This window comes from Rhodanobacter caeni (assembly GCF_039523575.1).
Lineage (GTDB): Bacteria > Pseudomonadota > Gammaproteobacteria > Xanthomonadales > Rhodanobacteraceae > Rhodanobacter > Rhodanobacter caeni.
Genome location: NZ_BAAAFO010000004.1, coordinates 639,860 through 662,447 on the forward strand (window position 1 = coordinate 639,860; position 22,588 = coordinate 662,447).

The 22,588-nt window shown below is 67.9% G+C and carries 23 protein-coding genes; 9 read left to right on the forward strand and 14 right to left on the reverse strand.

Features of this window, described 5'->3' with window-relative positions:
* Positions 1-23: 23 nt before the first annotated feature.
* From ABD017_RS15725 to ABD017_RS15740, 4 genes are all read right to left on the reverse strand, one after another.
* Entirely contained in the window at positions 24-212 is a 189-nt protein-coding gene (locus ABD017_RS15725; protein ID WP_343883724.1) for a hypothetical protein, read from the reverse strand.
* A gap of 12 nt (positions 213-224) precedes the next feature.
* Positions 225-758 (reverse strand): DUF4142 domain-containing protein, encoded by a 534-nt coding sequence (locus tag ABD017_RS15730; RefSeq protein ID WP_343883725.1) that lies wholly within the window; start codon positions 756-758, stop codon positions 225-227.
* 99 nt (positions 759-857) lie between these two features.
* On the reverse strand, positions 858-2,213 hold the full coding sequence (locus ABD017_RS15735) for a cation:proton antiporter domain-containing protein (protein WP_343883726.1): 1,356 nt from the start codon (positions 2,211-2,213) through the stop codon (positions 858-860).
* Between the two features lie 154 nt (positions 2,214-2,367).
* Positions 2,368-2,787: a CBS domain-containing protein gene (locus ABD017_RS15740; protein WP_343883727.1), complete on the reverse strand. Its 420-nt coding sequence runs from the start codon at positions 2,785-2,787 to the stop codon at positions 2,368-2,370.
* A gap of 191 nt (positions 2,788-2,978) precedes the next feature.
* Here ABD017_RS15740 and ABD017_RS15745 point away from each other — a divergent pair, with 191 nt between their 5' ends.
* Complete coding sequence (locus ABD017_RS15745) at positions 2,979-3,296, forward strand: hypothetical protein (RefSeq protein WP_343883728.1); 318 nt, start codon at positions 2,979-2,981, stop codon at positions 3,294-3,296.
* 136 nt (positions 3,297-3,432) lie between these two features.
* Here the strand turns inward: ABD017_RS15745 and ABD017_RS15750 are convergent, their stop codons facing one another.
* Positions 3,433-4,947: a catalase gene (locus tag ABD017_RS15750; RefSeq protein WP_343883729.1), complete on the reverse strand. Its 1,515-nt coding sequence runs from the start codon at positions 4,945-4,947 to the stop codon at positions 3,433-3,435.
* A 182-nt stretch (positions 4,948-5,129) separates the two neighbouring features.
* On the opposite strand from ABD017_RS15750, the gene ABD017_RS15755 reads away from it, so the two are divergent.
* A complete protein-coding gene (locus tag ABD017_RS15755; RefSeq protein ID WP_343883730.1) occupies positions 5,130-6,341 on the forward strand; it encodes a bifunctional alpha/beta hydrolase/OsmC family protein in 1,212 nt (403 codons plus the stop codon).
* A 42-nt stretch (positions 6,342-6,383) separates the two neighbouring features.
* Here ABD017_RS15755 and ABD017_RS15760 read toward each other — a convergent pair whose 3' ends face one another.
* Positions 6,384-7,298 (reverse strand): LysR family transcriptional regulator, encoded by a 915-nt coding sequence (locus ABD017_RS15760; RefSeq protein WP_343883731.1) that lies wholly within the window; start codon positions 7,296-7,298, stop codon positions 6,384-6,386.
* Positions 7,299-7,402: 104 nt separating this feature from the next.
* Between ABD017_RS15760 and ABD017_RS15765 the strand changes: the two genes are divergently transcribed.
* The gene (locus ABD017_RS15765) at positions 7,403-8,152 is read left to right on the forward strand and encodes an SDR family oxidoreductase (protein ID WP_343883732.1); all 750 of its coding nucleotides are present in this window, start codon (positions 7,403-7,405) and stop codon (positions 8,150-8,152) included.
* 159 nt (positions 8,153-8,311) lie between these two features.
* Here the strand turns inward: ABD017_RS15765 and ABD017_RS15770 are convergent, their stop codons facing one another.
* The 3 genes from ABD017_RS15770 to ABD017_RS15780 all read right to left on the reverse strand — a co-directional run bounded on the left by ABD017_RS15770 (position 8,312) and on the right by ABD017_RS15780 (position 11,313).
* Positions 8,312-9,616, reverse strand: a complete 1,305-nt coding sequence (locus ABD017_RS15770) for a patatin-like phospholipase family protein (protein WP_343883733.1) — start codon at positions 9,614-9,616, stop codon at positions 8,312-8,314.
* 192 nt (positions 9,617-9,808) lie between these two features.
* The gene (locus tag ABD017_RS15775) at positions 9,809-10,843 is read right to left on the reverse strand and encodes a LysR family transcriptional regulator (protein ID WP_343883734.1); all 1,035 of its coding nucleotides are present in this window, start codon (positions 10,841-10,843) and stop codon (positions 9,809-9,811) included.
* Between the two features lie 71 nt (positions 10,844-10,914).
* On the reverse strand, positions 10,915-11,313 hold the full coding sequence (locus ABD017_RS15780; RefSeq protein WP_343883735.1) for a hypothetical protein: 399 nt from the start codon (positions 11,311-11,313) through the stop codon (positions 10,915-10,917).
* A 142-nt stretch (positions 11,314-11,455) separates the two neighbouring features.
* On the opposite strand from ABD017_RS15780, the gene ABD017_RS15785 reads away from it, so the two are divergent.
* Together ABD017_RS15785 and ABD017_RS15790 are read left to right on the forward strand one after the other, a co-directional pair.
* Positions 11,456-14,497 carry a sensor histidine kinase gene (locus ABD017_RS15785; protein ID WP_343883736.1) on the forward strand — a complete coding sequence of 1,014 codons (3,042 nt, stop codon included), beginning with the start codon at positions 11,456-11,458 and terminating at the stop codon, positions 14,495-14,497.
* Positions 14,490-15,116: a response regulator transcription factor gene (locus ABD017_RS15790; RefSeq protein WP_343883737.1), complete on the forward strand. Its 627-nt coding sequence runs from the start codon at positions 14,490-14,492 to the stop codon at positions 15,114-15,116. Before ABD017_RS15785 ends, ABD017_RS15790 begins: the two co-directional genes overlap by 8 nt.
* 8 nt (positions 15,117-15,124) lie before the next feature.
* Here ABD017_RS15790 and ABD017_RS15795 read toward each other — a convergent pair whose 3' ends face one another.
* Together ABD017_RS15795 and ABD017_RS15800 are read right to left on the reverse strand one after the other, a co-directional pair.
* Entirely contained in the window at positions 15,125-15,775 is a 651-nt protein-coding gene (locus ABD017_RS15795) for a hypothetical protein (RefSeq protein ID WP_343883738.1), read from the reverse strand.
* 233 nt (positions 15,776-16,008) lie between these two features.
* Positions 16,009-16,905: a LysR family transcriptional regulator gene (locus tag ABD017_RS15800; protein WP_343883739.1), complete on the reverse strand. Its 897-nt coding sequence runs from the start codon at positions 16,903-16,905 to the stop codon at positions 16,009-16,011.
* 99 nt (positions 16,906-17,004) lie between these two features.
* Here ABD017_RS15800 and ABD017_RS15805 point away from each other — a divergent pair, with 99 nt between their 5' ends.
* Both ABD017_RS15805 and ABD017_RS15810 read left to right on the forward strand, forming a co-directional pair.
* Positions 17,005-17,754, forward strand: a complete 750-nt coding sequence (locus tag ABD017_RS15805) for an SDR family NAD(P)-dependent oxidoreductase (RefSeq protein WP_343883740.1) — start codon at positions 17,005-17,007, stop codon at positions 17,752-17,754.
* Between the two features lie 33 nt (positions 17,755-17,787).
* On the forward strand, positions 17,788-18,207 hold the full coding sequence (locus ABD017_RS15810) for a hypothetical protein (RefSeq protein WP_343883742.1): 420 nt from the start codon (positions 17,788-17,790) through the stop codon (positions 18,205-18,207).
* A gap of 105 nt (positions 18,208-18,312) precedes the next feature.
* Here the strand turns inward: ABD017_RS15810 and ABD017_RS15815 are convergent, their stop codons facing one another.
* Both ABD017_RS15815 and ABD017_RS15820 read right to left on the reverse strand, forming a co-directional pair.
* Positions 18,313-18,807: an Ohr family peroxiredoxin gene (locus ABD017_RS15815; RefSeq protein WP_343883743.1), complete on the reverse strand. Its 495-nt coding sequence runs from the start codon at positions 18,805-18,807 to the stop codon at positions 18,313-18,315.
* A gap of 113 nt (positions 18,808-18,920) precedes the next feature.
* Complete coding sequence (locus ABD017_RS15820) at positions 18,921-19,730, reverse strand: SDR family oxidoreductase (RefSeq protein ID WP_343883744.1); 810 nt, start codon at positions 19,728-19,730, stop codon at positions 18,921-18,923.
* 300 nt (positions 19,731-20,030) lie between these two features.
* Here ABD017_RS15820 and ABD017_RS15825 point away from each other — a divergent pair, with 300 nt between their 5' ends.
* On the forward strand, positions 20,031-20,510 hold the full coding sequence (locus tag ABD017_RS15825; protein WP_343883745.1) for a carboxymuconolactone decarboxylase family protein: 480 nt from the start codon (positions 20,031-20,033) through the stop codon (positions 20,508-20,510).
* A gap of 73 nt (positions 20,511-20,583) precedes the next feature.
* A complete protein-coding gene (locus ABD017_RS15830) occupies positions 20,584-21,006 on the forward strand; it encodes a cupin domain-containing protein (RefSeq protein ID WP_343883746.1) in 423 nt (140 codons plus the stop codon).
* 165 nt (positions 21,007-21,171) lie between these two features.
* Here ABD017_RS15830 and ABD017_RS15835 read toward each other — a convergent pair whose 3' ends face one another.
* Positions 21,172-22,470 (reverse strand): cytochrome b, encoded by a 1,299-nt coding sequence (locus ABD017_RS15835; RefSeq protein ID WP_343883747.1) that lies wholly within the window; start codon positions 22,468-22,470, stop codon positions 21,172-21,174.
* Positions 22,471-22,588: the final 118 nt, after the last annotated feature.

Genomic DNA, 22,588 nt, shown 5'->3' on the forward strand with positions numbered 1-22,588 from the left:
CGTTGCCGGCCTGGATGCACCGATTACCGCGAGCCGGCCTTGTCGGCGCTGCCGTTGCAGGCGGGGTGCCCACATTGGCAAGCATCCGCGGCGTTGTTGGACAGCGGCGACTCCACCCGTTTGCGGCAGTGCTCGCTGCAATAGGCCTCGCCGGCCGGCACGCTGCAGCGGCAGGCCGGGTGCGCACATTGCTGGTTCGCGTTGGCGTTCATCGCGCTTCCTCGTCAATGATTCATGCCGGCATCGCTCGTGGCCGAGCCGCCGTCGAGTTTCTGCGCCATTTCCAGATGCGTGCGCAGCGTGGGCGTGGTGGCTTCGGCGAACTTGCGCACATCGGCGTCCTTCGCCTGTTGGCTCTCGGTGGTGAACATGTCGATAGCCTTGGTGTGGTCCCTCACCATCGCCGCCGCCCAGGCCCGGTCGAACGCGGCGCCATCCATCTGCCTCATGCTGGCCACCTTCTGTTGCGCCTCGGCGGTGGGCGTGGCCGGCAGCCGCACCTGCTTTCTCACGGCCAGCTTGCGCAGTTCGCGGTCGGCCTTCTTGTGGTCGGTGACGATGCGCTGCGCCAGTTGCTTCACCTGGGCATCGGAGGATTTTTCCAGCGCGAGCTGGCCCATCTGGACTTCGGCCATGCCGTCGGCCAGGGCGTGCTCCATGAACGCGCTGTCGCTGGCGACCGATTGCGCCGACGCGGTGCAGGCCAGCCCCAGTGCGAGGGCACCGGCGGCAAGAGGAACAAGGAATCGTCGGGACATGTCGCTCTCCAGGCCGGGGTGGGGCGGTCAAGCAGAACCGAAACCGGGGCAAGGGGGCGTGATCTTTCCGTCGATGGGGCATGAGGGTGGCGGCGCGCCTCATGCGGGGGAAGCTTGACCGCTGCGATCGATGCGTCGTTGGCGCCACGCCAGCAAGGGCGGCGTCGAGATGCCGTGGACGACGATGCTGAGTACGACGGTTGTTATCGCGAATTGGGAGACCAGCACGGCGTCGTCGCCCTGAAGTCCATAGGCCATCGCGAAAGCCAGGTAATTCAGGCTGCCGATGCCGCGCACGCCGAGCCAGCCGATCAGCAGCCGCCGTGACAATGGGATGCCGCTGCCGATCGTCGACAGCCAGACCGCCAGCGGCCGCACACCCACGAACAACACCAGCGCCAGCACCACGCCCGGCAGGTGCCAGTAGCGGGCACACGCGGCACCCAGCAACAGCACCAGGGCGGCGGCCATCAATCGTTCGAGGGTGGCGCCAAACGACAGCGCATCGGACACCACCAGGCCCGCCGAGGTGGCCGGGTTGCTGATGTCGTGCGGCCCCACCCGGTTGGGGTTGACCAGCATCTCGGCCGGCGGATGGTCGAGCTGTCCCCCTTCCTGCCCGAAATGCGGGTGAGGGTGCTCCGCGACCACGCGGATTTCGGCGCGGCGCAGGCCCAGGCCTGCCGCAAAGGCCGCAAGAAAGCTGGATGCGGACACGGCCTGTGCGGCGGCATAGGCCAGCGCCATCAGCCCCAAGGCCAGGAAATCGCTGGGGGAGGTATCCCGGCTGGTGGATTTCAGGCGCACGCCGAGCAGGCCGGTGCCCCAGCCCAGGGCAAAGCCGATGGCCAGGCCGCCAAGCAAGGGCCAGGCAAAGTCCCAGCACGCCCACGATCCCGCATCCGCGGCGGAAACCGGGCCACGCAGCATCAGCAGGCCAAGCATCAGGAACGGCAAGGCCGTGCCGTCGTTCAGCCCGGCCTCGCCGGAAAGCGCCAGCCGAAGAGCATCCTTGTCGCGCGCATCATCCACGGCGACCATGCTGGCGAGCACCGGGTCGGTTGGCGCGGCGATGGCGCCCAGCAGCAAGGCCAACGACCAGCGGAAGCCGAACGCCCAATGCGCCACCACGCACAGTCCAAGCACCGTCAGCACCATCGCCGGAAGCGCCAGCCGTGCTGCCGTGCGCCACATGGGGCGGCGAAAATCCACGCGCAATTTCAGGCCGGTGAGAAACAGCGAGACCACCAGCGCCGCCTCGGTCAGCCGCGCCGTGGCTTGCGCGTGCAGCGCAAAATCCACGTCCATCAGACCCAGCACCCACGGGCCCAGGAGACAGCCTGCCAGGAGATAGAGACTGAACGATGTTACCGGCAAGCGGCGTATCCAGCCCGACGCCAGCGACATCAGCAACAGCAGGCCGCCGATCAACGCAAACCATGCGGTAAAGCCCATGGGCGGAATCCTTGCGATGGGGCAGGTGATCTCGGTACGGGGGAGCCCGGACCGACCGGTGGCTACCGCAGGGGCGCGCCCATGCGGCGGGCGCAGCGCACGCCCGTGATGCGCCGCGCCGCGCGGGTCGTGCAACAGAGGCGTGGCGGCGTCCTCAATGCGGCGTCGAGACGCGTTCGGCGACCTGCTGCTTCAGCGAGCGTGCGTCGGTGGCTTCGAGATCCGCCTGGGCCACGATGCCGCAGATGGCGCCATTGGCATCGACGATGGGTACGCGGCGAATGCGGTGCCGGGCCATCAGCTGGGCGCATTCCTCCAGCGTGGCGTCGTCGCGAACCGTCTGCGCCGGCGCGGTCATGCAGCTTTCAACCGTCACGTCCTGGGCGTTGCCGCCCACGGCCACGCAGCGCAGCACGATGTCGCGATCGGTGATCACGCCGATCGGCCGCATTTCGCCGTCCGTGACCGGGATTTCGCCCACGTCCTGCTCGAGCATCAGCCGGGCGGCGTGGGCCAGCGGGACGCCAGCGGCGCAGACGCGGGGGCGCGGTGTCATGATGTTCTGCACGTTCATGGTTTCTCCTGGCGGCTCGGGAAAACACGGATCGATCGACCCGTCGTTCCTGGGAGACTGCACACACGCCGCTCAACGAAAGGTGTGCGAAGTGTCAATGTCCCCGGCCGGCGAGCGACGTGGTGTTCCGTTCTCGTCACGCTGACACGCCGGAGCGGATGCTTTCGATTCACCGAACCGGAGCGAGCACCATGGGCGACAACAAACACGGGCATCCGCGCCGCCACCCCCGTGGTGACGTCACCGACACGCCAGAACCGGCGAGCCACAAGCGGGCAGGTGAACCGGGCGCCGGTGACGGGCAGCAGGGCACCGGCGGCATCGCGAGCGGCGAAGCCACCAGTACGCCCAGCCAGCGCGGCAGCCAGCCGCATCTGGGTAGCCAGCCAGGCCACGCCGGCGGTGCGCCCGGTCGCAGCGGCGAGAACGAGGGCGGCAACGAGGATCAGGCCGGCATTCCCGGAGGGGGCGACGAAATCGACGCGATGGCGCGGGCGCGAACACGCTGATCGAGCAGGCGCTGATCACGCAAGCGCTGATCAAGCAAGCGCTGATCGAGGACGTCGCGGCCCGGTTCGCGGTCGCAGCGGCCCTCGAGCAGCAAGATCAGCGTCAGGGAGCACCGGCAAGGAACCGGCGACGACCTCAACCCTCGCCCATGCCCTGGACCGGCTCCGACGCACCGCCCGTTCGCACCCGGTTTTCGATCCGCTGGCCAATGTCGCGGTCGACGTGCTTCCAGTAGTCGAACGCGCGCTCCAGCACCGGGCTGCGCACGCCGGCGAGCAGGCTGCCGGCGACCTGGTCCACGAACTGCGCGCGCTGGGCGTCGTTCCATACGTCGCGGACCAGCGTACCGGCCTGGCCGAAGTCGTCGTCCTGCTCGTGCAAGGTGTACGCGCTGCGGGTCATCTCGCCATCGGCTTCCCAGCCGTCGGCGACCGGGCCGGTCTGGTCGGACCAGCCGTGGCCTGCGCTGTTGGGCGCGTACACCGCGGCGTTGCCCTGGTGGTGATACGCCATCTGGCCGTCGAACATATAGGTGTTCACCGGCACCCTGGGCTGGTTTACCGGCAGCTGGTGGAAGTTGGTGCCGATGCGGTTGCGCTGTGCGTCGGCGTAGGCAAACGCGCGGCCCAGCAGCATCTTGTCCGGCGACAGGCCGATGCCCGGCACCGTGTTGCCGGGCGAGAACGCGGCCTGCTCGATCTGCGCGAAGAAGTTCTCCGGGTTGCGGTTGAGCGTCATCGTGCCGACCTTGATCAGCGGGTAGTCCCTGTGCGGCCACACCTTGGTCAGGTCGAACGGGTTGAAGCGGTAGTGTTTCGCCTCGGCGTACGGCATCACCTGCACCGAAAGATCCCACGCGGGATGCTCGCCGCGCGCAATGGCCTCGAACAGGTCGCGGCGGTGGAAGTCCGCGTCTGTCCCGGCCATCGCGGCGGCTTCGGCATTGTCGAAAAACGCCATGCCCTGGAGGGTGTGGAAGTGGTACTTCACCCAGAACTTCTCGCCGGCGGCGTTGATCCACATGTAGGTGTGCGAGCCGTAGCCGTTCATGTGCCGCCACGTGCGTGGCAGGCCGCGTTCGCCCATCACATAGGTCACCTGATGCGCGGTTTCCGGATTGGACGTCCAGAAATCCCACTGCATGTGGTTGTCGCGCAGGCCGGAGTCGGGCAAGCGCTTCTGGCTGCGGATGAAGTGCGGAAACTTCATCGGGTCGCGCAGGAAGAAAATCGGCGTGTTGTTGCCGACCAGGTCGTAGTTGCCCTCGTCGGTATAGAACTTCAGCGCGAAGCCGCGCACGTCGCGCCAGGTATCGGGGCTGCCCATTTCGCCGGCCACGGTGGAGAAGCGTGCCAGCATGTCGGTCTTGGCGCCCTTCTGGAACAGCATTGCGCGGGTATAGGCCGAGACATCCTCCGTTGCCTCGAATACGCCGAACGCGCCGGCACCCTTGGCATGCGGTTGCCGTTCGGGAACCTTCTCGCGATTGAAGTGGGCCATCTGCTCCAGGAAGTGCACGTCATGGAGCAGGATCGGCCCATCGGGCCCCAGGGTGAGCGAGTGGCGATCGCTGATCGCCGGCGCGCCCGTTCCGGTGGTCGAGCCGGTGGCGGACGAATCGTTGCGGGGCGGTTGGCTGGAACTGCTCATGGGGCGCTCCTCGGTCGGTGGGCCTGTCAGTGTGCTCGCGCGGTCGTTCGGGTTGTGTCATCAGGCTTGGCGCGGCAACCGCGCCCGACCACGCCGGCGTTCCCGGCGCTCCGCTGCCCGGTGGCCGATAATCGCTGCGCGAGGCTTGCGCATGGCAGCCTCAACCGCCCTGGAGATCGTCCATGTCCCGCACCGAAAGCCGTTTTACGAGCCGTTCCGGACATGTGCTGAGTGGCACCGTGGCGCAGCCGGTGGGGCCGGTTCGCGCGGTGGCGCTGTTCGCCCACTGCTTCACCTGTACCCGCGCCAGCCTGGCCGCGGTGAGGATCACCGACGAATTGGCGCGCCTGGGCATCGCCACGCTGCGCTTCGACTTCACCGGACTGGGCTCGAGCGAGGGCGATTTCGCCAGCGTGGGTTTTCCCGGCGACGTGGACGACCTGGTCGACGCGGCGGAGCATCTGGCCGCCACCCTCGGCGCGCCGCAACTGCTGATCGGCCACAGCCTGGGTGGCGCGGCGGTGCTCGCGGCGGCCGCTCGCATTCCCTCGGCGCGCGCGGTGGCCACCATCGGCGCACCGTCCGACGTCAGCCATGTGCTGGACAGCATCCACGGCGACCTGCAGGCGATCGAGGCGCAGGGCAGGGGCGAAGTGTCGATCGCGGGCCGCCGCTTCCCGTTGAGTGCCGCCTTCCTGCGTTCGGCACGCGAAGCCGACGTGCTGGGTGCCGTGAAGCAACTGCATCGTCCCATCCTGATCGCCCACGCGCCGGGCGACACGGTGGTCGGCATCGACCATGCGCGCCGGCTGTTCGACGCGGCCCGGCACCCCAAAACTTTCCTCAGCCTCGACCAGGCCGGCCACCTGTTGCCGAACGAGGCCGACGCGCGCTACGCGGCGCGCATGATCGCCTGCTGGGCGGACCGCTTCCTGGAACCGGTAACCGTCGCCGAAACCCTTGAGCTGGGGATGGTGCGCGTGACCAACAACGCTGCCGGTCTTGCGGTGGCGATCGACGCGCGGCATCACCAGCTGATCGCGGACGAGCCGCGCGACGTCGGTGGCGACGATGCCGGCCCCACACCTTACGACCTGCTGCTGGCCTCGCTCGGCGCCTGCACCGCGATGACCTTGCGGATGGTGGCTGGCCGCGAAGCGATCCCGCTGGACGAGGTCGAGGTGACGCTCTCGCATGAGCGAAACCACGCCAGGGATTGCGACCACTGCGACCAGGACGATGCACGCGTGCAGGCGATCTACCGCCGCCTGAAACTGGTCGGCGACCTGACCGCCGCGCAGCGCGAACGCCTGCTCGCCGTGGCCGAAAGATGCCCGGTGCACCGCACGCTGACCGGCAGCCTGCACATCCACGACGAACTGCTGCCTGGCTGAGTGCACGTTGCGCCCGGCCGCCGACGCCAGCCAGCGGCGGCATCAGGCCGGCACTTCAAGCCCCTGGATTAGTCGCCTTGCCAGCCGCGTGTGGCGCAATTGTTCCAGCCACCAGGCCAGTGCACGGCCTTCGTGGTCGCTGCGCCAGGCGACGTAGAGTGTGTTCGGTTCGCGCGGGTCGGCCATCTTCTTCTCGACCAGTTGGCCATGCCTGAGCAGGGCGGCGACGCGCTGGCGAGGTAGCCAACCCACGCCAAGGCCATCACGCTGGGCCAGGATCTTGGCGCGCATGCCAGGCACCGCCAGCGTGGCCTGGCCGCCCAACACGCCGTACGCGCGGCCAACGCTGCGCGACGAATCGGCCACGACCACCGCTCGATGCGCAGCGACCGCGTCCTGCGACAACGGCTCGGCGGCCTTCGCCAATGGATGGCGTGGCGATACGGCGAACACCCAGTCCATCGTGCCGAGCTCGAACCAGCGCAGCTTCGGTATCGCTGGCGGTTCGTTGGTGGCGCCGACGACCAGGTCTGCCCGGCCTTCGCGCAAGGCTTCCCAGGTGCCGCCGAGCACCTCGTGGGTGAGACGCAGGCGCACGCCGGACTGCAGCGCGTCGAACGCACGGATCACCGGCAACAGCGTCTCGAACTCCAGGATCTCGTCGGTGACGATGTGCAGGCGATCCTCCCAGCCGCTGGCCACCTGTTTCACGCGCTGGCCCAGGCGCGCCACGTCCTGCACCAGCCGCCTGGCCTCGTTGGCGAGCAGTTCGCCGGCCGGGGTCAGTTGCAGGCGGTAACGGCGACGATCGAACAGCAGTGCGTCGAAACGTGTTTCAAGCTGGCGGGCCGCATGCGAGACGGTCGATGGCGCCTTGCCCAGCTGCGCCGCCGCGCGGGACAGGCTGCCGGTGTTGCGGATCGCCTGCAGCAGCGCCAGTTCGTCGTCGGACAACATGTGCAACTCCTTCGAACGAGTTCGTCGAAACGATGGTACGGCAAACGCCGCGCCGGCGATCAGGATGGCGCCACTGAAACACCACACCGACATTGGAGCAGACCATGAATCGTTTCGAAGGCAAGTCCGTACTCGTCACCGGCGGCAGTAGCGGCATCGGCCTGGCCGCGGCCCACGCGTTCGCCGCCGAAGGCGCGCGCGTCATCATCACCGGTCGCGACACCGCCGCGCTGGCCGAAGCCAAGGTAGCGCTGGGCAGCAAGGCCATCGCCCTGCGCAACGACGCTGGCGTGGCGGGCGAGGCGAGGGAGCTGGCGGCCGCGCTGGCCAGCCAGCAGATCCGCCTCGACGCGGTGTTCATCAATGCGGGCGTGGCGAAGTTCGCGCCGTTCGCCGAGGTCGACGAGGCGCTGTGGGACCAGGGCTTCGATACCAACGTCAAAGGCGCCTACTTCCAGATCCAGGCCTTGCTGCCGCTGCTCAACGCGGGCGCCTCGATCGTGCTGAACGGTTCGATCAACGCGCACATCGGCATGCCGAATTCGTCGGTGTACGCCGCCAGCAAGGCCGCCTTGATCTCGCTGGCGAAAACGCTGTCGGCTGAACTGCTGCCCCGCGGCGTGCGCGTCAACGTGGTCAGTCCCGGCCCGATCACAACGCCGCTTTACGGCAAGCTGGGCCTCGACGCGGCCACGCTGGAAGCGACCGCCGCCGAGATCCAGGGCCAGGTGCCGCTGGGCCGTTTCGGCACACCGCAGGAGGTGGCCGCCACCGTGCTGCATCTGTCCGCGGCGGAGTCGGCCTTCATCGTCGGCAGCGAAATCATCGTCGATGGCGGCATGAGCCAGTTGTAGGAAGAAGCGGGCGCGCGCTGCCTTGTTGATGAACGACGACGCGTTCGCATGACGCGCATGAGCCGGGCGACGTAGCCGTGCGTGTTTTCCCGGCTTCCGGCGAAGCTGGCCAGGGATGGCTGCTTCGACGAGGAGACGCCCGCGCATCGACGATGGTGCTCAGTGCGGGGGATGCGTAGCCGCCGCCGGGCAGGCCGGCAGGCCCGATGCGGGCGCGCGGTTGGGGCCCATGTTGCGCCGGATCGATTGCTCCGGGGTCAACCACAGCTCCCCGCGCACCTCACAGTTGGCGGCATAGTCGAACAGCACCTGCATGTGCTGCTGGTCAAAATCGATGAAGCTGGCCTGCGGGTAGTCCACCGGGATCTCGGTGAGGTGGAAATGCATGCCGAGCCGCCGCGCTGCCGCGATATTGTCGACGATCGCCTCGCGGGTCTTGTAGGTCATCTCGGCGGCGAGGGCGTTCGACACGATGTCGACGGTGTTGTAGCGCGTGGTTTGCGGCGTTCGCGCAAGTTGGCCATTGACGATCATGTAAAACTGCGCGTCGCGCAGCAACGGCAGCTCGATCGACTGGATGCCCGCGATCAGCGGGATGCTGAAAACGGAGGTTGTCACGCCGCCATCGACGTGCATTTCGTCGTACTCGCGCGCGCCTTCATGGACGCGGATCAACACCGGCGGAAACACGCCAGGCACGCTCGCCGAAGCGATGAGCACGTCACGGAACAACCGGCGCGCAGCGGGACCACCGTGTCGGGCGATCTCGCCGAGATTCCACAAGACGGTTTCGTGCTTGTCCAGGTCGGTGGTCGCCACCACCAGACGGCGGCCCTTCATCGCCTCGCGTGCCACGGCATCGATCATCTCCGTCGTGACGAAATGATCGACCAGCTGGAACAGCGCGTTGCGATGGGGCAGGCCACGCGGCGACAGCAACCGGGACAGGATGGTCCGCACGGGCGCGCGCAGCAGGCGTGCGCTGCGCCCGCCGGTGAAAGCCGCCTGCATGCGCGCATCCCACGCCGGCCCCAGGAAGGCGAACGGCGCCAGCAGCGCGCCAGCACTCACGCCCGTCACCATCTCGAACGACGGCCGGGTATGCGCGCGGCTCATCCCGACCAGCGCGCCTGCGCCGTAAGCGCCGCCCGAACCGCCGCCCGACAGCGCCAGAATGCTCACCTTGCCGGCATTCGCCGCCGCGTGAATGCCAGCGAAGAAATCCGGAGCCAGATCAGTGAACGTGCGCATGTCGGTGGTAACCAACCGTACGCTGGCCGGAAAGCCGTCAGGTGTCGCCCTGCCGATCAGCTCCGGCGGCGCAGGACGACGCGGCACGGTCTGGCAGGCCGCCAGTGCCAGCAGTCCAGCCAACAACGGAACCGACTTGCCACGCATCGTGCGGGTCTCCGATGGCCAAGGTAGGCGGGACCGATTTTGCGGCGCGGGAAAATGCAGCTTCAAGCGTCTTCCTCCCGATTCCGCCAGGGAATGCCGTGTTCGGGCAATCGATGCCCATTTCGTTCAAATGGCGTGGGCTGTCGTTGCCAAAAGGCCAACGCCAGGTTGCAGGGAAGCGGGTGGGGAAGTGCGTGCATCGCCTTGCTGACCCTGCCCACGTCCGTGCAGGCGAACCAACTAGGGTAGCGGGCATCATCACGTCGAGACGCCGGCGGCGATGGATTGGCGGGGGGGATGGCTGGAGTATTGCCTTGCCACGTCAATACCACAGAGATCCAGCGCCCGAATGCTGGTGGTCATGAAATCGATGAAGGCGCGGATTCGCTTGGGAAGTTGCTGCCGGCTGAGATAGCACAGGTAGTGCCCGCGATCGTCGGGCGCATCCTGTTCCAGGCACGCCGCCAGCGCGCCGTCGCGCAAGGCTTCACTCACCTGGTAGGCCGGGAGCTGGGCCAGTCCCTGGCCGTCCAGCACCGCGCGCATGGCCAGTTCGGGGTCGTTGACGACGATGGCCGCCTCCGGTGTGATGCTGCGCTTCTGGCCGTCGACCTTGAAGTCCCAGCTTTGCAGGCGGCCGTTGGCCAGGCGCTGGTTGATGCATGCGTGAGCGGCCAGCTCATCGACCGAACCGGGCAGGCCGTGCTGGCGCGCGTAGCGGGGCGAGGCGCAAACATGCATCTGCATCGGGATGAGCTGCTTGGCGATGATCTGGCTGTCGTCCAGTCGCCCATCGCGAAAGGCGACATCGACGCCATGGGTCGCCAGGTCGTCCACCCCTTCTTCCAGCCGCAGCTCGAACGTCACCGCGGGGAAGCGTGCACGGAATTCCGCCATCAGCGGCGCGACGACCTTGCGACCGAAGCCGTGGGGAGCGCTGATCTTCAGCAAACCCCGCGGCGGGCCCTCGCGCAGGTCGCGCATCTCCTCCAGCGCCTGCAGGATGCGGTCGACTCCCGGGCGGCAGTTTCGGTAGAACAACTCGCCTTCGCGCGTGATCGACGTCGCACGCGTGGTACGGCAGAACAGGCGCGCCCCGATCTGGCCCTCCAGTTTCTGCACGCTGCGGCTCACCGCCGAGCGGCCGATGCCCAACCGGTCCGCAGCACGGGAAAAACTGCCCTCGTTGGCCACGGTGATGAAGGCGATCACGCCGGCATAGCTGGCGGACAGGCTGGAGGCGAGAAGATCCTGATGGTCGGATGAACCCGGGGGCGGCGTGACAGGGGACATGGCGACTCGTTCCATCTGGGCGATTGGCTCAGGTTGGCAGTGCCGCTGCCGCTGCGGAATCCCGAATCAGGTCAGTCATCAGTCCCTCGATCCGGGGTGTTCGATTGCAGGTGGATGACGCGGCGCCCGTGGCGCCTGGCATCGAGCGAGTAGGCGCCAGGGCCGACCAGCATGATCGCCGCGCAGCCGCCGACGTGGCCTGCAAGCAGCAACTGCCGGAGCGGGTCAGTGGCTGCCACCAGGGCGAACGCCACCGCCACGCCCAGCAGCAGGGCAACCGATCGCGTGGCGAGCCCTGCGACCAGGAGCAAGGCGGCCAGCCCTGCCGCCAGGTGAAGCATGGCGGGTCCAGCGATATCCGTCGGCAGCATCGTGACCACACCGAAGGCGGCAGCGGCGTCGCCGATGCGCAGGATCGACAGGGCGAGCCCGGCGGCACCATCGGGGTAGCGGCATACATAATTGCTCATGCGGCGACGATATCGTCATATCGCCTCGCCGCGAGGCCCCTGTCGAGGGAGCACGCGCACCCCCGATCGAGGGTAGGATGTCCGTTCTCCAGAGGATGGCGGGGCTGGCCCATCGGTACAGCCGGGGTGAAGTATCACGACGATGTGGCAACCCAGAATTTTTCTGCTTGCGGTGCTGGCGATGCTTCCCTTGGCGGCGCATGCGGGCAAGCGCTCCCTGGCCGACTACTCGCACCAGCGCTGGACCGAAGCCAGCGCCACGCCAGTGCCGGTGCGAGCGATGGCGCAAGGCCGCGATGGATTCCTCTGGCTGGCCACGGGCGAGGGGCTGTTCCGGTTCGACGGGGCCCGGTTCGAGCGGATCGAGGTGGAGGGGCACGCCCGGAAAAGCGACTTGCCGAGCGCGCTGCTGGTGACGAAAAACGGCGACGTCTGGACCAGTTTCGAGACCTCGCGCCGTTTCGCGGTCTATCGCGACGGCGTGCTCCGCCTCCTCGCTGCACCCCCGGCGCCGAGCCGTATCGTCGAGATGGTCGAAGGCAAGGACGGCGCGATATGGGCGCTCACCGCCAACTTCAACGCGGAGGTGCTGCGTTTCCGCGACGGCAAGTGGAAGACGTTCGATGCAGCGGATGGCCTGCCGCAAAGCAGTGCCGCGAACATGCTGGTGGCAGCCGACGGCGCCCTGTGGATCGCCTGCGGCAATGCGGTGGCGCGCCTGGCCGCGGGTGCCGAGCGGTTCGAGATTTTTCGCAGGACGCCTGCGGGCATGGTGTCGCGGGACCCCGAGGGCCGGATATGGCTGACGGAGAGCGCCGGAAGCTACCCGCTCACCGGGCCGGGCGGGCGCGGAACGCTGGCGCCGTCACGCATGCCTTATCGCGCCGGTGGCGGGCAGGTGCGGGCGGCGCCGCTGTTCGACCATGAGGGAAACCTGTGGATCGGTACCCGCTACGAAGGCGTGCGGCGCATCGCGACGCCGGCCGCCACGCACGCCAGTGGCGGTGGGGAGTCCGAAGCGTTCACGAGCCGCGATGGGCTGTCCGCGGATGTCACGAACCAGTTGCTGGAGGACCGGGAGGGAAGCATCTGGGTCGCCACCGAGAGGGGCCTGGACAAGTTCCGCCCGGCCACGCTCATCGCGGAACCGGAGCTGGGTTCGCCAGCGATCTTCGGCGACAAGCTGCTGGCGGCCTCCGATGGAAGCGTCTACATCGGCGAGGCGCACACGATTTTCCGCGTCAAGCCCGGCGGTGCGCCGGAGCCGATCATGCGCCAGGTCGCCGAGCCGCAGAGCCTGTGCGAGGCACCGGACGGCGCGATCTGGATCGGCTTCGCACACCGGATCGTCGCATGGGCTGAGGGCCGCATCCGCGAGACGATCGAACGACCCGACCAGGACGCCAACCACAACCTGATCTACGACTGCGTATTCGACGCCTCCGGAAACTTGTGGATCTCCGCCTCCGGCGGAGGCCTGCGCCGCTACCGGGATGGCCGGTGGGAAACGATGCTCAACGCCGGCGATCGCGCCGACTTCTACCCGACCACCATGGTGCGCGCGCCCCACGGTGGCGTGGTCGTGCAGGTGGGCGACCGGCTGATGTGGATCGACGGTTCCGGGAAGCGGTCGTACACGCCCCTGGATTTCGGCGAAGGCGGGCTCAAGGTGCTCACGCTCCACACCAGCGGCGACGACGTCTACGCCGCCGGCGCCTTCGGGCTCTCGCGCATCCGCGCCGGGCAGGTCGAAACGATCCGCGCCGATCCGGTGTCGCCGGACAGCCGCATCAACGGCATCGTGCGGACGCCGGACGGCGATACCTGGCTGGCGTATCCGAAGGCGCTGGTCCGGTTTCGATCGGCCGACCTCGACCGCGCGTTTGCCGTCCATGCGCTGCCCGCGTCGACGCTGTCCCTCGGTGCCGGCGACGGACTGGCCAGCCAGCCGCATTCGCATTCGCAACGGTCGATGGTGCGCGGCGGCGACGGGCGGCTGTGGGTCGCCACGGAAACCGGCACGCTGTGGATGGACCCTGCGCACATTGTTCGCAATGCGCTCGCTCCCGGCATCGCCATCAAGTCGATCACCGCCGACGAACGCGCCTGGCGCGACCCGGCCGTGCTGGAGCTGCCGGCCGGTACGGCCAAGATCGAAATCGATTTCTCGGTGCTGAGCCTGGCCGATCCCTCGCGCGTGCAGGCGCGCTACATGCTGGAGGGATTCGATCGCGACTGGGTCGATGCCGGCGCCCGGCGGCAGGCGTTCTACACCAACCTCCCGCCCGGCAAGTACAGGTTCCGGGTGACCGGCGCCAACAACGACGGGGTCTGGAACCGTGCCGGGGCCACGTTGGCGTTCACGATACCGCCCACCTTTTTCCAGTCGGGCTGGTTCATCCTGCTCTGCGCCGTGCTGCTGCTGGCCGTCCTCGGCGCGATCTACCGGTTGCGGGTGCGGCAGATCGCGCGCCGCATCCATGCCCGGCTGGACGAGCGCGCGGGGGAACGCGAACGCATCGCGCGCGAACTCCACGACACCTTGCTGCAGGGCATCCAGGGGCTGATGCTGCGTTTCCAGGCGGTGGCCGACCGGCTGACGCACGACGACAGGTCGCGTGAGCAGCTCGAGGCCGCGCTGGTCGCCGCCGACGAAGTGGTGGTCGACGCCAGGAACCGCGTGCGCGACCTGCGCGGCGTCGAGGGCACGAACGATCTTTGCCTGATCGTCGAGCACCTGGTGGCCCAGGCGCCGTTCGATCCACCGATTCCGGTGCGCATCGTGGTGGAGGGCAAGCCGCGGCTGTTGCATCCGTTCGTCGCCGAGGAGATCAAGCGGATCGTGCGCGAGGCGCTGTTCAACACGGCGCTGCATGCGCGCGCGTCGTCGGCCGAGGTGGCGATCGGCTTCGAGCCGCGGCATCTGGCCATCCGTCTGCGGGACGACGGCATCGGCATCCCCGGTGACGTGGTGGCGCATGGACACAAAGACGGCCATTTCGGCATGATCGGCATGCGCGAGCGCGCCGAGAAGATCGGCGGCAAACTGATGGTCAGCAGCAGACCCGGCGCCGGCTCCGAAATCACGCTTACCCTGCCGGCCAAGCTGGCGTTTGCGAAGGGAAATCCGCGCCGTCGGTCCCGGCTGCGGCTGCCGATGCGAAGGAAGTCTTTCGATGAGTGAGCAGAAGATCAGGATTCTCGTGGTCGACGACCATCCCGTGCTGCGCGACGGCGTGGCGGCCATCGTGCAGAACCAGGTCGACATGGAAATGGTGGGCGAGGCGCGCAACGGCGCCGAGGCCGTCGAGCGCTTCCGTGCACTGCGCCCCGACGTGACGCTGATGGACCTGCAGATGCCGGGGATGAACGGCGTCGACGCGATCACTGCGATACGGGCGGAATACCCGGGCGCGAGGATCATCGTGCTCACGACCTATGCGGGCGACGTGCAGGCGGTGCGCGCGTTGAAGGCGGGCGCGCTCGGCTACCTGCTCAAGAACAGCCTGCGCACCGAGTTGATCGATGCGATCCGGGACGTCCATCGCGGACAGCGCCGCGTGCAGCGCGACGTCGCCGACGAGATCGCGCTGCATGTGGTCGACGAGGCCCTCACCGAGCGGGAGATCGCGATACTGCGGCTGGTGGCGATCGGCAAGGCGAACAAGCAGGTCGGCGCGGAACTGGGTCTGTCCGAGGAAACGATCAAGGGCCACCTGAAGAACATCTTCTCAAAACTCGACGTGGCCGATCGCACGCACGCGGTCACGCTGGCGGCGCGGCGGGGCATCATCGAGCTTTGACCCGTTCGTCAGGCGGATTTCCTGAGCGGCACGGCCTGGTCGGCTGGTGCCGCGGGACCTGCTGACGGCCATTCCGGGGCGCCGCCCGTGCCCGCGCTGTCGATGCCACGAAGCTGCCTGCCCGGCAGGCGCCGCGGATCGACCGCCTGCACGCCGGTGTCCGCCACCAGCCGCCGATAGAGGCCGTGCGGCGTCCAGGTCCAGTACGAGCGGCCGAGCAGGAAGGCGACCAGCACGGCGCAATTCGACCATCCGCGCAGCTGCGTACCGCGACCGGGAATGGCTTCGCGCACCTTGAGCACATGGCCGGCTGCACCCCATTGCAGGAACCGGGACGCGTCGTCGGACGTGAGCACGTTGACCATCAGCCGCGTCCACCACGGTTCGACCAGCAGCCAGCGGCCGTCATCGAGCGGACGGATGGCGAACACGTGCTTGTGCCGCGGATGCGCGAATCGGTGCCACCACTGCCGATACAGGCCGGGGACGAAACAGACCAGCCATTCCGCCGCCGGCAAGGTCACCACGGACCCGTTCGCGTCGATGTCGAGCACGGGCCCGTCGACGACATTGTCAGCCTCGTCGGCATCGCGCACATCGAAGGCGGCGAACGTCGGCAGCAGGGCCATCGTCTTCAGCTTGGCGAGCAGGGGGGACATGCGTGGCTCCTGTGTGGAATTCGTGGAAACAGGTCGATGCGTTGCCTGGCCGAACCGCGGTTCGCCCGTGGTGCACGACTGCCGGACCGGAAGCGCGGCGCGACCTCGTGGCCGGCCTTCGCGCCGGAAAAACTGTAGGGTCGTGGCCGAGTGGCCGGAAGCCATCGAGGCGTATGCACCGTGTTCCGTGCATGGCACCAATACGGACGCGCGCGCGTTACCGCGAGCCACCCTCATGCACCAGCGAGTCGCTGCATCTCCCGCGCGATGAAATCCGAGAGCAACCGGACCCGCGCCGGCGCGAGCCCGCCGAAGGCGTGCAGCGCACGCAGCGGCAACGCGGGCAGGCGCTGGTCGCGCATCAGCTGGATCAGGTCGCCACGGTCGAGATCGTCCTGCACGGTGCACTTCATCAGGTAGGCGATACCCATGCCGCTCAGCGCGGCCGCACGCAGGCCGAAGCCGGTATCCAGGCCGAGGCGGCCGCGGGGCGTGATCGTGGTGCCGTCGGCGAACACCAGCGGCAGGGTTCTGCCGCCGAATACGTAGCGGACGAACGGCAGCTCGCGCAGTTCGCGGATGGAATCCGGCTCGCCCGCCCGGCGCAGGAAGGCCGGCGAGGCGACCAGCGCCATGTCGAGATCGGCGAGCGTCCTGGTCCTCAGCTCGCTCGCCGGCACGGTGCCGACGCGGAACACCACGTCGTAGCCCTCCGCAATCACGTCGACGTGCCGGTCCGCCAGTGCCAGGTCCAGCTCCAGGTGCGGATGCGCGACGAGGAACCGGGTGGTGATGGCTTCCATCAGCAGGCGGCCGAGTTCGCCGGGCATGCTCACGCGCAGGCGGCCACGCACTCCGTCGGCGGAGCGCATCGCGTCGGCGGAATCCTGGAGCTCGCGCAGCAGCGGCGCGACGCGGTCGAAGAACAGCTGGCCGTCCGGGGTCAGGCTGAGCGTGTGCGTCGATCGGCGGAACAACCGCGCGCCCAGTTCGCCTTCCAGCCGCCGGACTGCTTTCGAGATCGCCGATGGCGTGGTGCCCGCGTTGCGTGCGGCGGCGCTGAACGAGCCCGCCTCCACCGCGCGCACGAAGGCGACGAGGCCGGCCGACTGGTTGAGCACGCTGGACATTTGTGGACTCCAGGGCACAACGGCTGTGCCGGTTGCAGGGCTGGTTCGCGCGGGCGGGCACCGCATGTTTCGTCCACCACCAACCACCCGGGACATCGAATGAAACGTCTGCAAGACAAGGTCGCCCTGATCACCGGCGGCAACAGCGGCATCGGTTTGGCGACCGCGCAACGGTTTGCCGCCGAGGGCGCGCAGGTCATCGTGACCGCGCGACGGCAGGAACCGCTCGATGAAGCGGTCTGGCGCATCGGGCACGGCGCCCTGGGCATCCGCGGCGATGTCGCGGACCTCGCCCATCACGCCGCCGTGGCCGACGAGATCCGCGCCCGCTTCGGGGCGCTCGACATCTACGTGGCCAACGCTGGCGTCAACACGATCACGCCCAGCGCCCAGGTCACGCCGGAGGAGTTCGACGCGCAGTTCAGCGTCAACACGCGCGGCGTGTTCTTCGGCGTGCAACACGTCGCGCCGCTCATCCGCGACGGCGGCAGCATCGTGTTGACCAGCTCGCTTGCCGCCACGCGCGCGCTCGACGGCCATGCCGTCTACGCCGGCTCCAAGGCCGCCCTCCGCGCGTTCGCGCGCAACTGGGCGCTGGAGTTCAAGGCCCGCAGGATCCGCGTCAACGTGCTCAGCCCCGGGCCGGTGGATACCTCCATCCTGGAAAAGATGGGCATCCCCGAAGCGCAGCGGCCCGGCTTCGTCGAAGCCATGGCCGCCATGATCCCGGCCGGCCGTTTCGGCGAAGCGGACGAGCTGGCGGCAGCCGCCCTGTACCTGGCCTCGGACGAAAGCCGCTTCGTCAACGGCGTCGAGCTGCTGGTCGATGGCGGCATGTCGCTGAATTGATCCCTCCCACCCCACGCACAAGGCAGGAACCCCATGACTACTTCGCACAACCCGGAAATCCTCGATTTCATCGACCGTCTGGCCGACACCGGCAGCCACTACCGCATGGAGGAGATGGACGGCCTCTACGTGGACGACCTCGGCTTTCTCGTGCTCACCCCCGAGGGCAACATCGCGCGCTTCTCGAAGGCGGAAATGCTCGGCGAGTTCAGGAGCCGCCGCGACGCCGGCGAACCGCCGCTGTCGACCGAAAAACGCATCCTGCATGTCGAAGAGCAGGGTGACCATGCGACGGCCGTACTGTATCGACGGATGAGTAACCAGGCCGATCCGGCACTGTACGAACTGCGCCTGCGCAAGGTCGACGGCGCATGGAAGGTGGCCGGCGAGACGGTGATGCCGTGGCCCGAGCTGGCCACGGCCCGGGGCTTCCTGCCGCCGCGCACGAGGTAGGCGCCGGGCGCGCCGATCGGTGCGCAGGCCGGGCGACCGGGTTGCGCACCTTCGGCTCATGCTTGCGACAAGGCTTGGCATGGACGGCGTCGGTCGCCAGGCGGCTCAGGGTTCGAGCGAAACCACGCAGTCGATCCCCGCGCGCGCCATCTTGGCGTAGGGGCAAAGGCGCTCGGTGTTGCGCACCAGCTCCGCGGCGATCGCCCGGTCGATGCCGGGAAGGTGGATGCGGATGTCCGCCGACAGCATGAACAGGCCGTCGACCGGGTCCCGCCCGAAGGTAACCAGGGCCGTCACTTCGGCGTCCGGAATCGCCAGCTTCGCGCGCGCGGCAAGCAGGCTCAACGCGCCGTGGAAGCAGCCGGCAAAGGCGGCGGCGAACAACTGCTCCGGATTGGTGCCGCCGCCGGAGCCACCCAGCTCCTCCGGCATGCGCAGTTGCACGTCCAGCATGCCGTCGTCGGAGCGCGCCGCGCCGGAGGCGCGGCCATGCTTCGCCTCGCCGCCGGTGACGTGCACGGTACCGGTGTAGAGCGGGAGGAATTCCGTTCCGAAGTGCTTGTCGAGCAACGAAACGGGCGGGGGTTGCGGCTTGTTCATGGATGAAGCTCGTGTGGTGGTGGCTGACGGCGTGTGCAAGAAAGCCCGGACAGGCTCCGGCAAAGGCCGGTCCGGGCTTCGGGTGAACCATGTTGTCTGCGGCGCGGTGCCGGTCAGCGGGAAGCCGCGCGGCTCGCCGTCGCGGCGGGGGCAGCCACGATGCGATCGGCATAGGACGAGCGGCCGAGCCATGCCTCGAAATCAAGCGCGCCGATGCGCGCCGAGGCGGTGGGCAACAAGGTGTCCGCTTCCAGGCGGGCGCCGAAGTACGTGGCGTCGGGATCGGCGATGACCTTCCTCGGATCGCCGATGGCGGCCAGGAAGCGCCGCACCCATTCCGCCAGCGGCGCCTTGTCCGGCCCGGCGATCTCCACCATGTCGTTGCGCGGTTTGCCGCGAGCGTAGTCGGCCACCGCATCGGCCACGTCGTCGGAGGCGATCGGCTGCATCAGGCCGGTCGAGAGGTGGATCTCGTGGTCGCCCGCGCCCTCGTTGGCGATGCCGTTGAGGAATTCGAAGAACTGGGTGGAGTGCACGATGGTGTACGGAATGCCGGATGCGCGCACCAGCGCCTCCTGCGCCATCTTGGCGCGGATGTAGCCGCTGGCCGCGAACGCGGGGCGGCCGGTGCCCACCACCGACAGGGCGACATGGTGCTGCACGCCGGCCTTGTGTTCCGCGGCGAACAGGTTGCGCCCCGAGGTTTCGAAGAACTCGAGCACGGCCCGGTCCTCGAACGAGGGCGAGTTGGCCAGGTCGATCACCGTGTGCACGCCGGTCATGGCCGCGTCGAGGCCTTCGCCGGTGATCGTGTTGATGCCCGACGATGGCGCAGCGGCCAACACCTCATGGCCGTGCCTGCGCAGGCGTTCCACCACCTTGCTTCCGATCAGACCGGTACCGCCGATGACGATGATTTTCATGATGTCTCTCTCTTCCCGTGACCGCGCGTCGAGCGCCTTGTGGCCATCCTAGGTTCCGCTGCCGGTGGCCGATAGGCCGCGCGATGGCAGCAGCATGTTGCCCTGGACGCACCAATCCTCCCCGGCCGGATCGGGCGTGCCGTGACCGCTTCATTGATGCGGACAAAGCAACACCGAGAGTCCGCCGCCGTGGCTACCGGCGGCGGCAGGCCACGCCTAGGCTGCAATCCGCCACGCCATCGCGTGCAAGCGGTGCCCCAGCCGACCTGGGGACAACAGCACTACAACGAGGACCGAACCGTGACCCAACGCATCGATTACCAGAAACAGGCACCCGAACTTTTCCGCGGGCTGGTCGCCCTGAACACCCAGGTGAAACAGTCCGGCCTCGAGGAGTCCATCTGCGACCTGGTCGATATCCGCGCATCGCAGATCAACGGCTGCGGCTTCTGCCTGGACATGCACGTCAAGCAGGCGGTGATGCACGGCGAGCGGCCGCTGCGCCTGCACCACCTCGCGATCTGGCGCGAGTCGACCCTGTTCTCGCCGCGCGAGCGCGCCGCGCTGGCGTGGACCGAGGCGCTCACGCAGCTGTCGCCCCTGGGCGTCTCCGACGAAATCTACGAGCGCGTGTGCACGCAGTTCTCGGAGAAGGAGCTCACCGATCTCACCTATGCGGTGATGGCGATCAACGCCTGGAATCGCATCAACGTGGGCTTCCGGGCCGTGCCCGGCGCGTACGACAAGGCGTTCGGGCTGGACAAGGCCGGCCTGGCCTGAACCCCGCGCGGCGACGGCCAAGCCGTCGCCGTGTCGCCTCCGGCAAGAACCCGTCAACCGCAAGGAGACAACCATGCACACCATCAAGACTCTGGGCATGCTGGGCCTGCTCGTGTCCGGCGCGGCCTTCGCGCATTCGCCGGCCACGCACGGCACCGCGCAGGCGCCTTCGGCCGAGGTCAAGGCATTGATGACCAAGGCGCTGCCCGACTACCCGGGCAAGGAAGCCGAAATGATCACGGTCACCTATCCGCCGGGCTCGGTCGACCCGGTGCACCGCCACGAAGCCCACGCCTTCGTCTACGTGCTCGAAGGCTCGATCGTGATGGCGCTGAACGGTGGCAAGGAAGTCACCCTGACGGCGGGGCAGACCTTCTATGAAGGCCCCAACGACATCCACACCGTCGGACGCAATGCCAGCCGCACCAAGCCGGCCAGGTTCCTGGTCGTGCTGCTGAAGGACGAGAACGCACCCGTATTGACGCCGGTGGATTGATCCGGACGGATGAAGCCACGAGGCGGCCGCACGCGGCCGCCTCGGCGTGTCTGGCAGGCAGCGCATCGCCCGGCCTGGTGCCGCGATGGCCCCGATGGCCCCGATGGCCATGGCGGGATCTCCTTGCATCATCGCGGTGACGGCGCGGGTGCCCGCGCCACCCGCTCAATGCCCGGGAGGGAGCCGGTCCGGCACCGGCCGGGTCTGCTCGTGGCCGAAGCGCGTGTAGAACCACAGGAAGATGAAGAAGCCGAAGTAACCCAGCACCATCAGGCGTCCGAACGCGTTGTCCCAGGTGGTGACGTCTGCGCGCGGGAACCATGCCTGGACGAGTTCGGCAGTCACGCCCGCGCCACTCAAGCCAAGACCCAGGAACGAGCAGGCGAGCACCGCCAGGGCTACCCGGAAGCCGCGGCCGCGATAGCGCACCGAGCGAACCTTGCAGCGGTCGATCCACGGCAGCAGCGGCAGCAGGATGATGGCGCCGAACATGCCCAGCACGCCCCAGAACGCAGTGCCGAGGAACGAGGGGATCATGCGCAGGATCGCGTAGAAGGGCGTGAAGTACCAGCTCGGCTTGATGTGCGCCGGCGTGGCCAGGTTGTTGGCTGGCACGAAGTTGTCGTGTTCGAGAAACCAGCCGCCCATGGTCGGCGCGAAGAACACGATGAAGGCCGCCACGAGCAGGAAGAAAGCCACGCTGAGGATGTCCTCCACCGTGTCGTAGGGATGGAAGGGGATGGTATCCACCGGCACCTTCGCGCCCCAGCGGTTGCCCTTGGGCCCGTGCTTGACGTCGATGCCTTCCGGGTTGTTCGAGCCCACCTCGTGCAGCGCGGCGATGTGCAGCACCACCAGCAACAGCAGCGCGATCGGCACCGCGATGACGTGCAGGGCGAAGAAGCGGTTGAGCGTGGCGTCGCCGGGCAGGAAGTCGCCCATGATCCACTGCACCAGCGAGTCACCGATCCATGGCACCGTGCCGAACAGCGAGATGATCACCTTGGCGCCCCAGAACGACATGTTGCCCCACGGCAGCACGTAGCCCATGAAGGCCTCGGCCATCAGCGCCAGGAAGATGATCGAGCCGAGCAGCCAGACCAGTTCGCGCGGCTTCTTGTACGAGCCGTACATGATGCCGCGGAACATGTGGATGTACACGGTGACGAAAAACAGCGACGCCCCGGTGGAGTGCATGTAGCGGATCAGCCAGCCCCATTCCACGTCGCGCATGATGTACTGCACCGAGTCGAACGCATGCGCCGCGCTGGGGTTGTAGTTCATGGCCAGGAAGATCCCGGTCACGATCTGGTTGGCCAGCAGCACGATGTTCAGCACACCGAAGTAGTACCAGAGGTTGAGGTTCCTCGGCACGTAGTACTCGCTCATGTGCTTGCGGTACATGGCCTTGAGGCAGGGCGCCCGCTCATCGATCCAGCCGGCAATGCGAGTGATGGCGTTCATGGTGGTGATGCCTCCCTGGTGGCTCGGAATCCTGCGGGTCGCAGGCCGCCGGCGGTAGGTACGCCAAGGGCCCCGGCGTGTTGCCGGCCGGACAACAATCGCCGGCCGCCGGCGTGTC

Bases quoted from the DNA above. Each gene is read 5' to 3' on its own strand.
- ABD017_RS15725 (WP_343883724.1), bottom strand. From the start codon at position 212: ATGAACGCCAACGCGAACCAGCAATGTGCGCACCCGGCCTGCCGCTGC.
- ABD017_RS15730 (WP_343883725.1), bottom strand. From the start codon at position 758: ATGTCCCGACGATTCCTTGTTCCTCTTGCCGCCGGTGCCCTCGCACTG.
- ABD017_RS15735 (WP_343883726.1), bottom strand. From the start codon at position 2,213: ATGGGCTTTACCGCATGGTTTGCGTTGATCGGCGGCCTGCTGTTGCTG.
- ABD017_RS15740 (WP_343883727.1), bottom strand. From the start codon at position 2,787: ATGAACGTGCAGAACATCATGACACCGCGCCCCCGCGTCTGCGCCGCT.
- ABD017_RS15745 (WP_343883728.1), top strand. From the start codon at position 2,979: ATGGGCGACAACAAACACGGGCATCCGCGCCGCCACCCCCGTGGTGAC.
- ABD017_RS15750 (WP_343883729.1), bottom strand. From the start codon at position 4,947: ATGAGCAGTTCCAGCCAACCGCCCCGCAACGATTCGTCCGCCACCGGC.
- ABD017_RS15755 (WP_343883730.1), top strand. From the start codon at position 5,130: ATGTCCCGCACCGAAAGCCGTTTTACGAGCCGTTCCGGACATGTGCTG.
- ABD017_RS15760 (WP_343883731.1), bottom strand. From the start codon at position 7,298: ATGTTGTCCGACGACGAACTGGCGCTGCTGCAGGCGATCCGCAACACC.
- ABD017_RS15765 (WP_343883732.1), top strand. From the start codon at position 7,403: ATGAATCGTTTCGAAGGCAAGTCCGTACTCGTCACCGGCGGCAGTAGC.
- ABD017_RS15775 (WP_343883734.1), bottom strand. From the start codon at position 10,843: ATGTCCCCTGTCACGCCGCCCCCGGGTTCATCCGACCATCAGGATCTT.
- ABD017_RS15780 (WP_343883735.1), bottom strand. From the start codon at position 11,313: ATGAGCAATTATGTATGCCGCTACCCCGATGGTGCCGCCGGGCTCGCC.
- ABD017_RS15785 (WP_343883736.1), top strand. From the start codon at position 11,456: ATGTGGCAACCCAGAATTTTTCTGCTTGCGGTGCTGGCGATGCTTCCC.
- ABD017_RS15790 (WP_343883737.1), top strand. From the start codon at position 14,490: ATGAGTGAGCAGAAGATCAGGATTCTCGTGGTCGACGACCATCCCGTG.
- ABD017_RS15795 (WP_343883738.1), bottom strand. From the start codon at position 15,775: ATGTCCCCCCTGCTCGCCAAGCTGAAGACGATGGCCCTGCTGCCGACG.
- ABD017_RS15800 (WP_343883739.1), bottom strand. From the start codon at position 16,905: ATGTCCAGCGTGCTCAACCAGTCGGCCGGCCTCGTCGCCTTCGTGCGC.
- ABD017_RS15805 (WP_343883740.1), top strand. From the start codon at position 17,005: ATGAAACGTCTGCAAGACAAGGTCGCCCTGATCACCGGCGGCAACAGC.
- ABD017_RS15810 (WP_343883742.1), top strand. From the start codon at position 17,788: ATGACTACTTCGCACAACCCGGAAATCCTCGATTTCATCGACCGTCTG.
- ABD017_RS15815 (WP_343883743.1), bottom strand. From the start codon at position 18,807: ATGAACAAGCCGCAACCCCCGCCCGTTTCGTTGCTCGACAAGCACTTC.
- ABD017_RS15820 (WP_343883744.1), bottom strand. From the start codon at position 19,730: ATGAAAATCATCGTCATCGGCGGTACCGGTCTGATCGGAAGCAAGGTG.
- ABD017_RS15830 (WP_343883746.1), top strand. From the start codon at position 20,584: ATGCACACCATCAAGACTCTGGGCATGCTGGGCCTGCTCGTGTCCGGC.
- ABD017_RS15835 (WP_343883747.1), bottom strand. From the start codon at position 22,470: ATGAACGCCATCACTCGCATTGCCGGCTGGATCGATGAGCGGGCGCCC.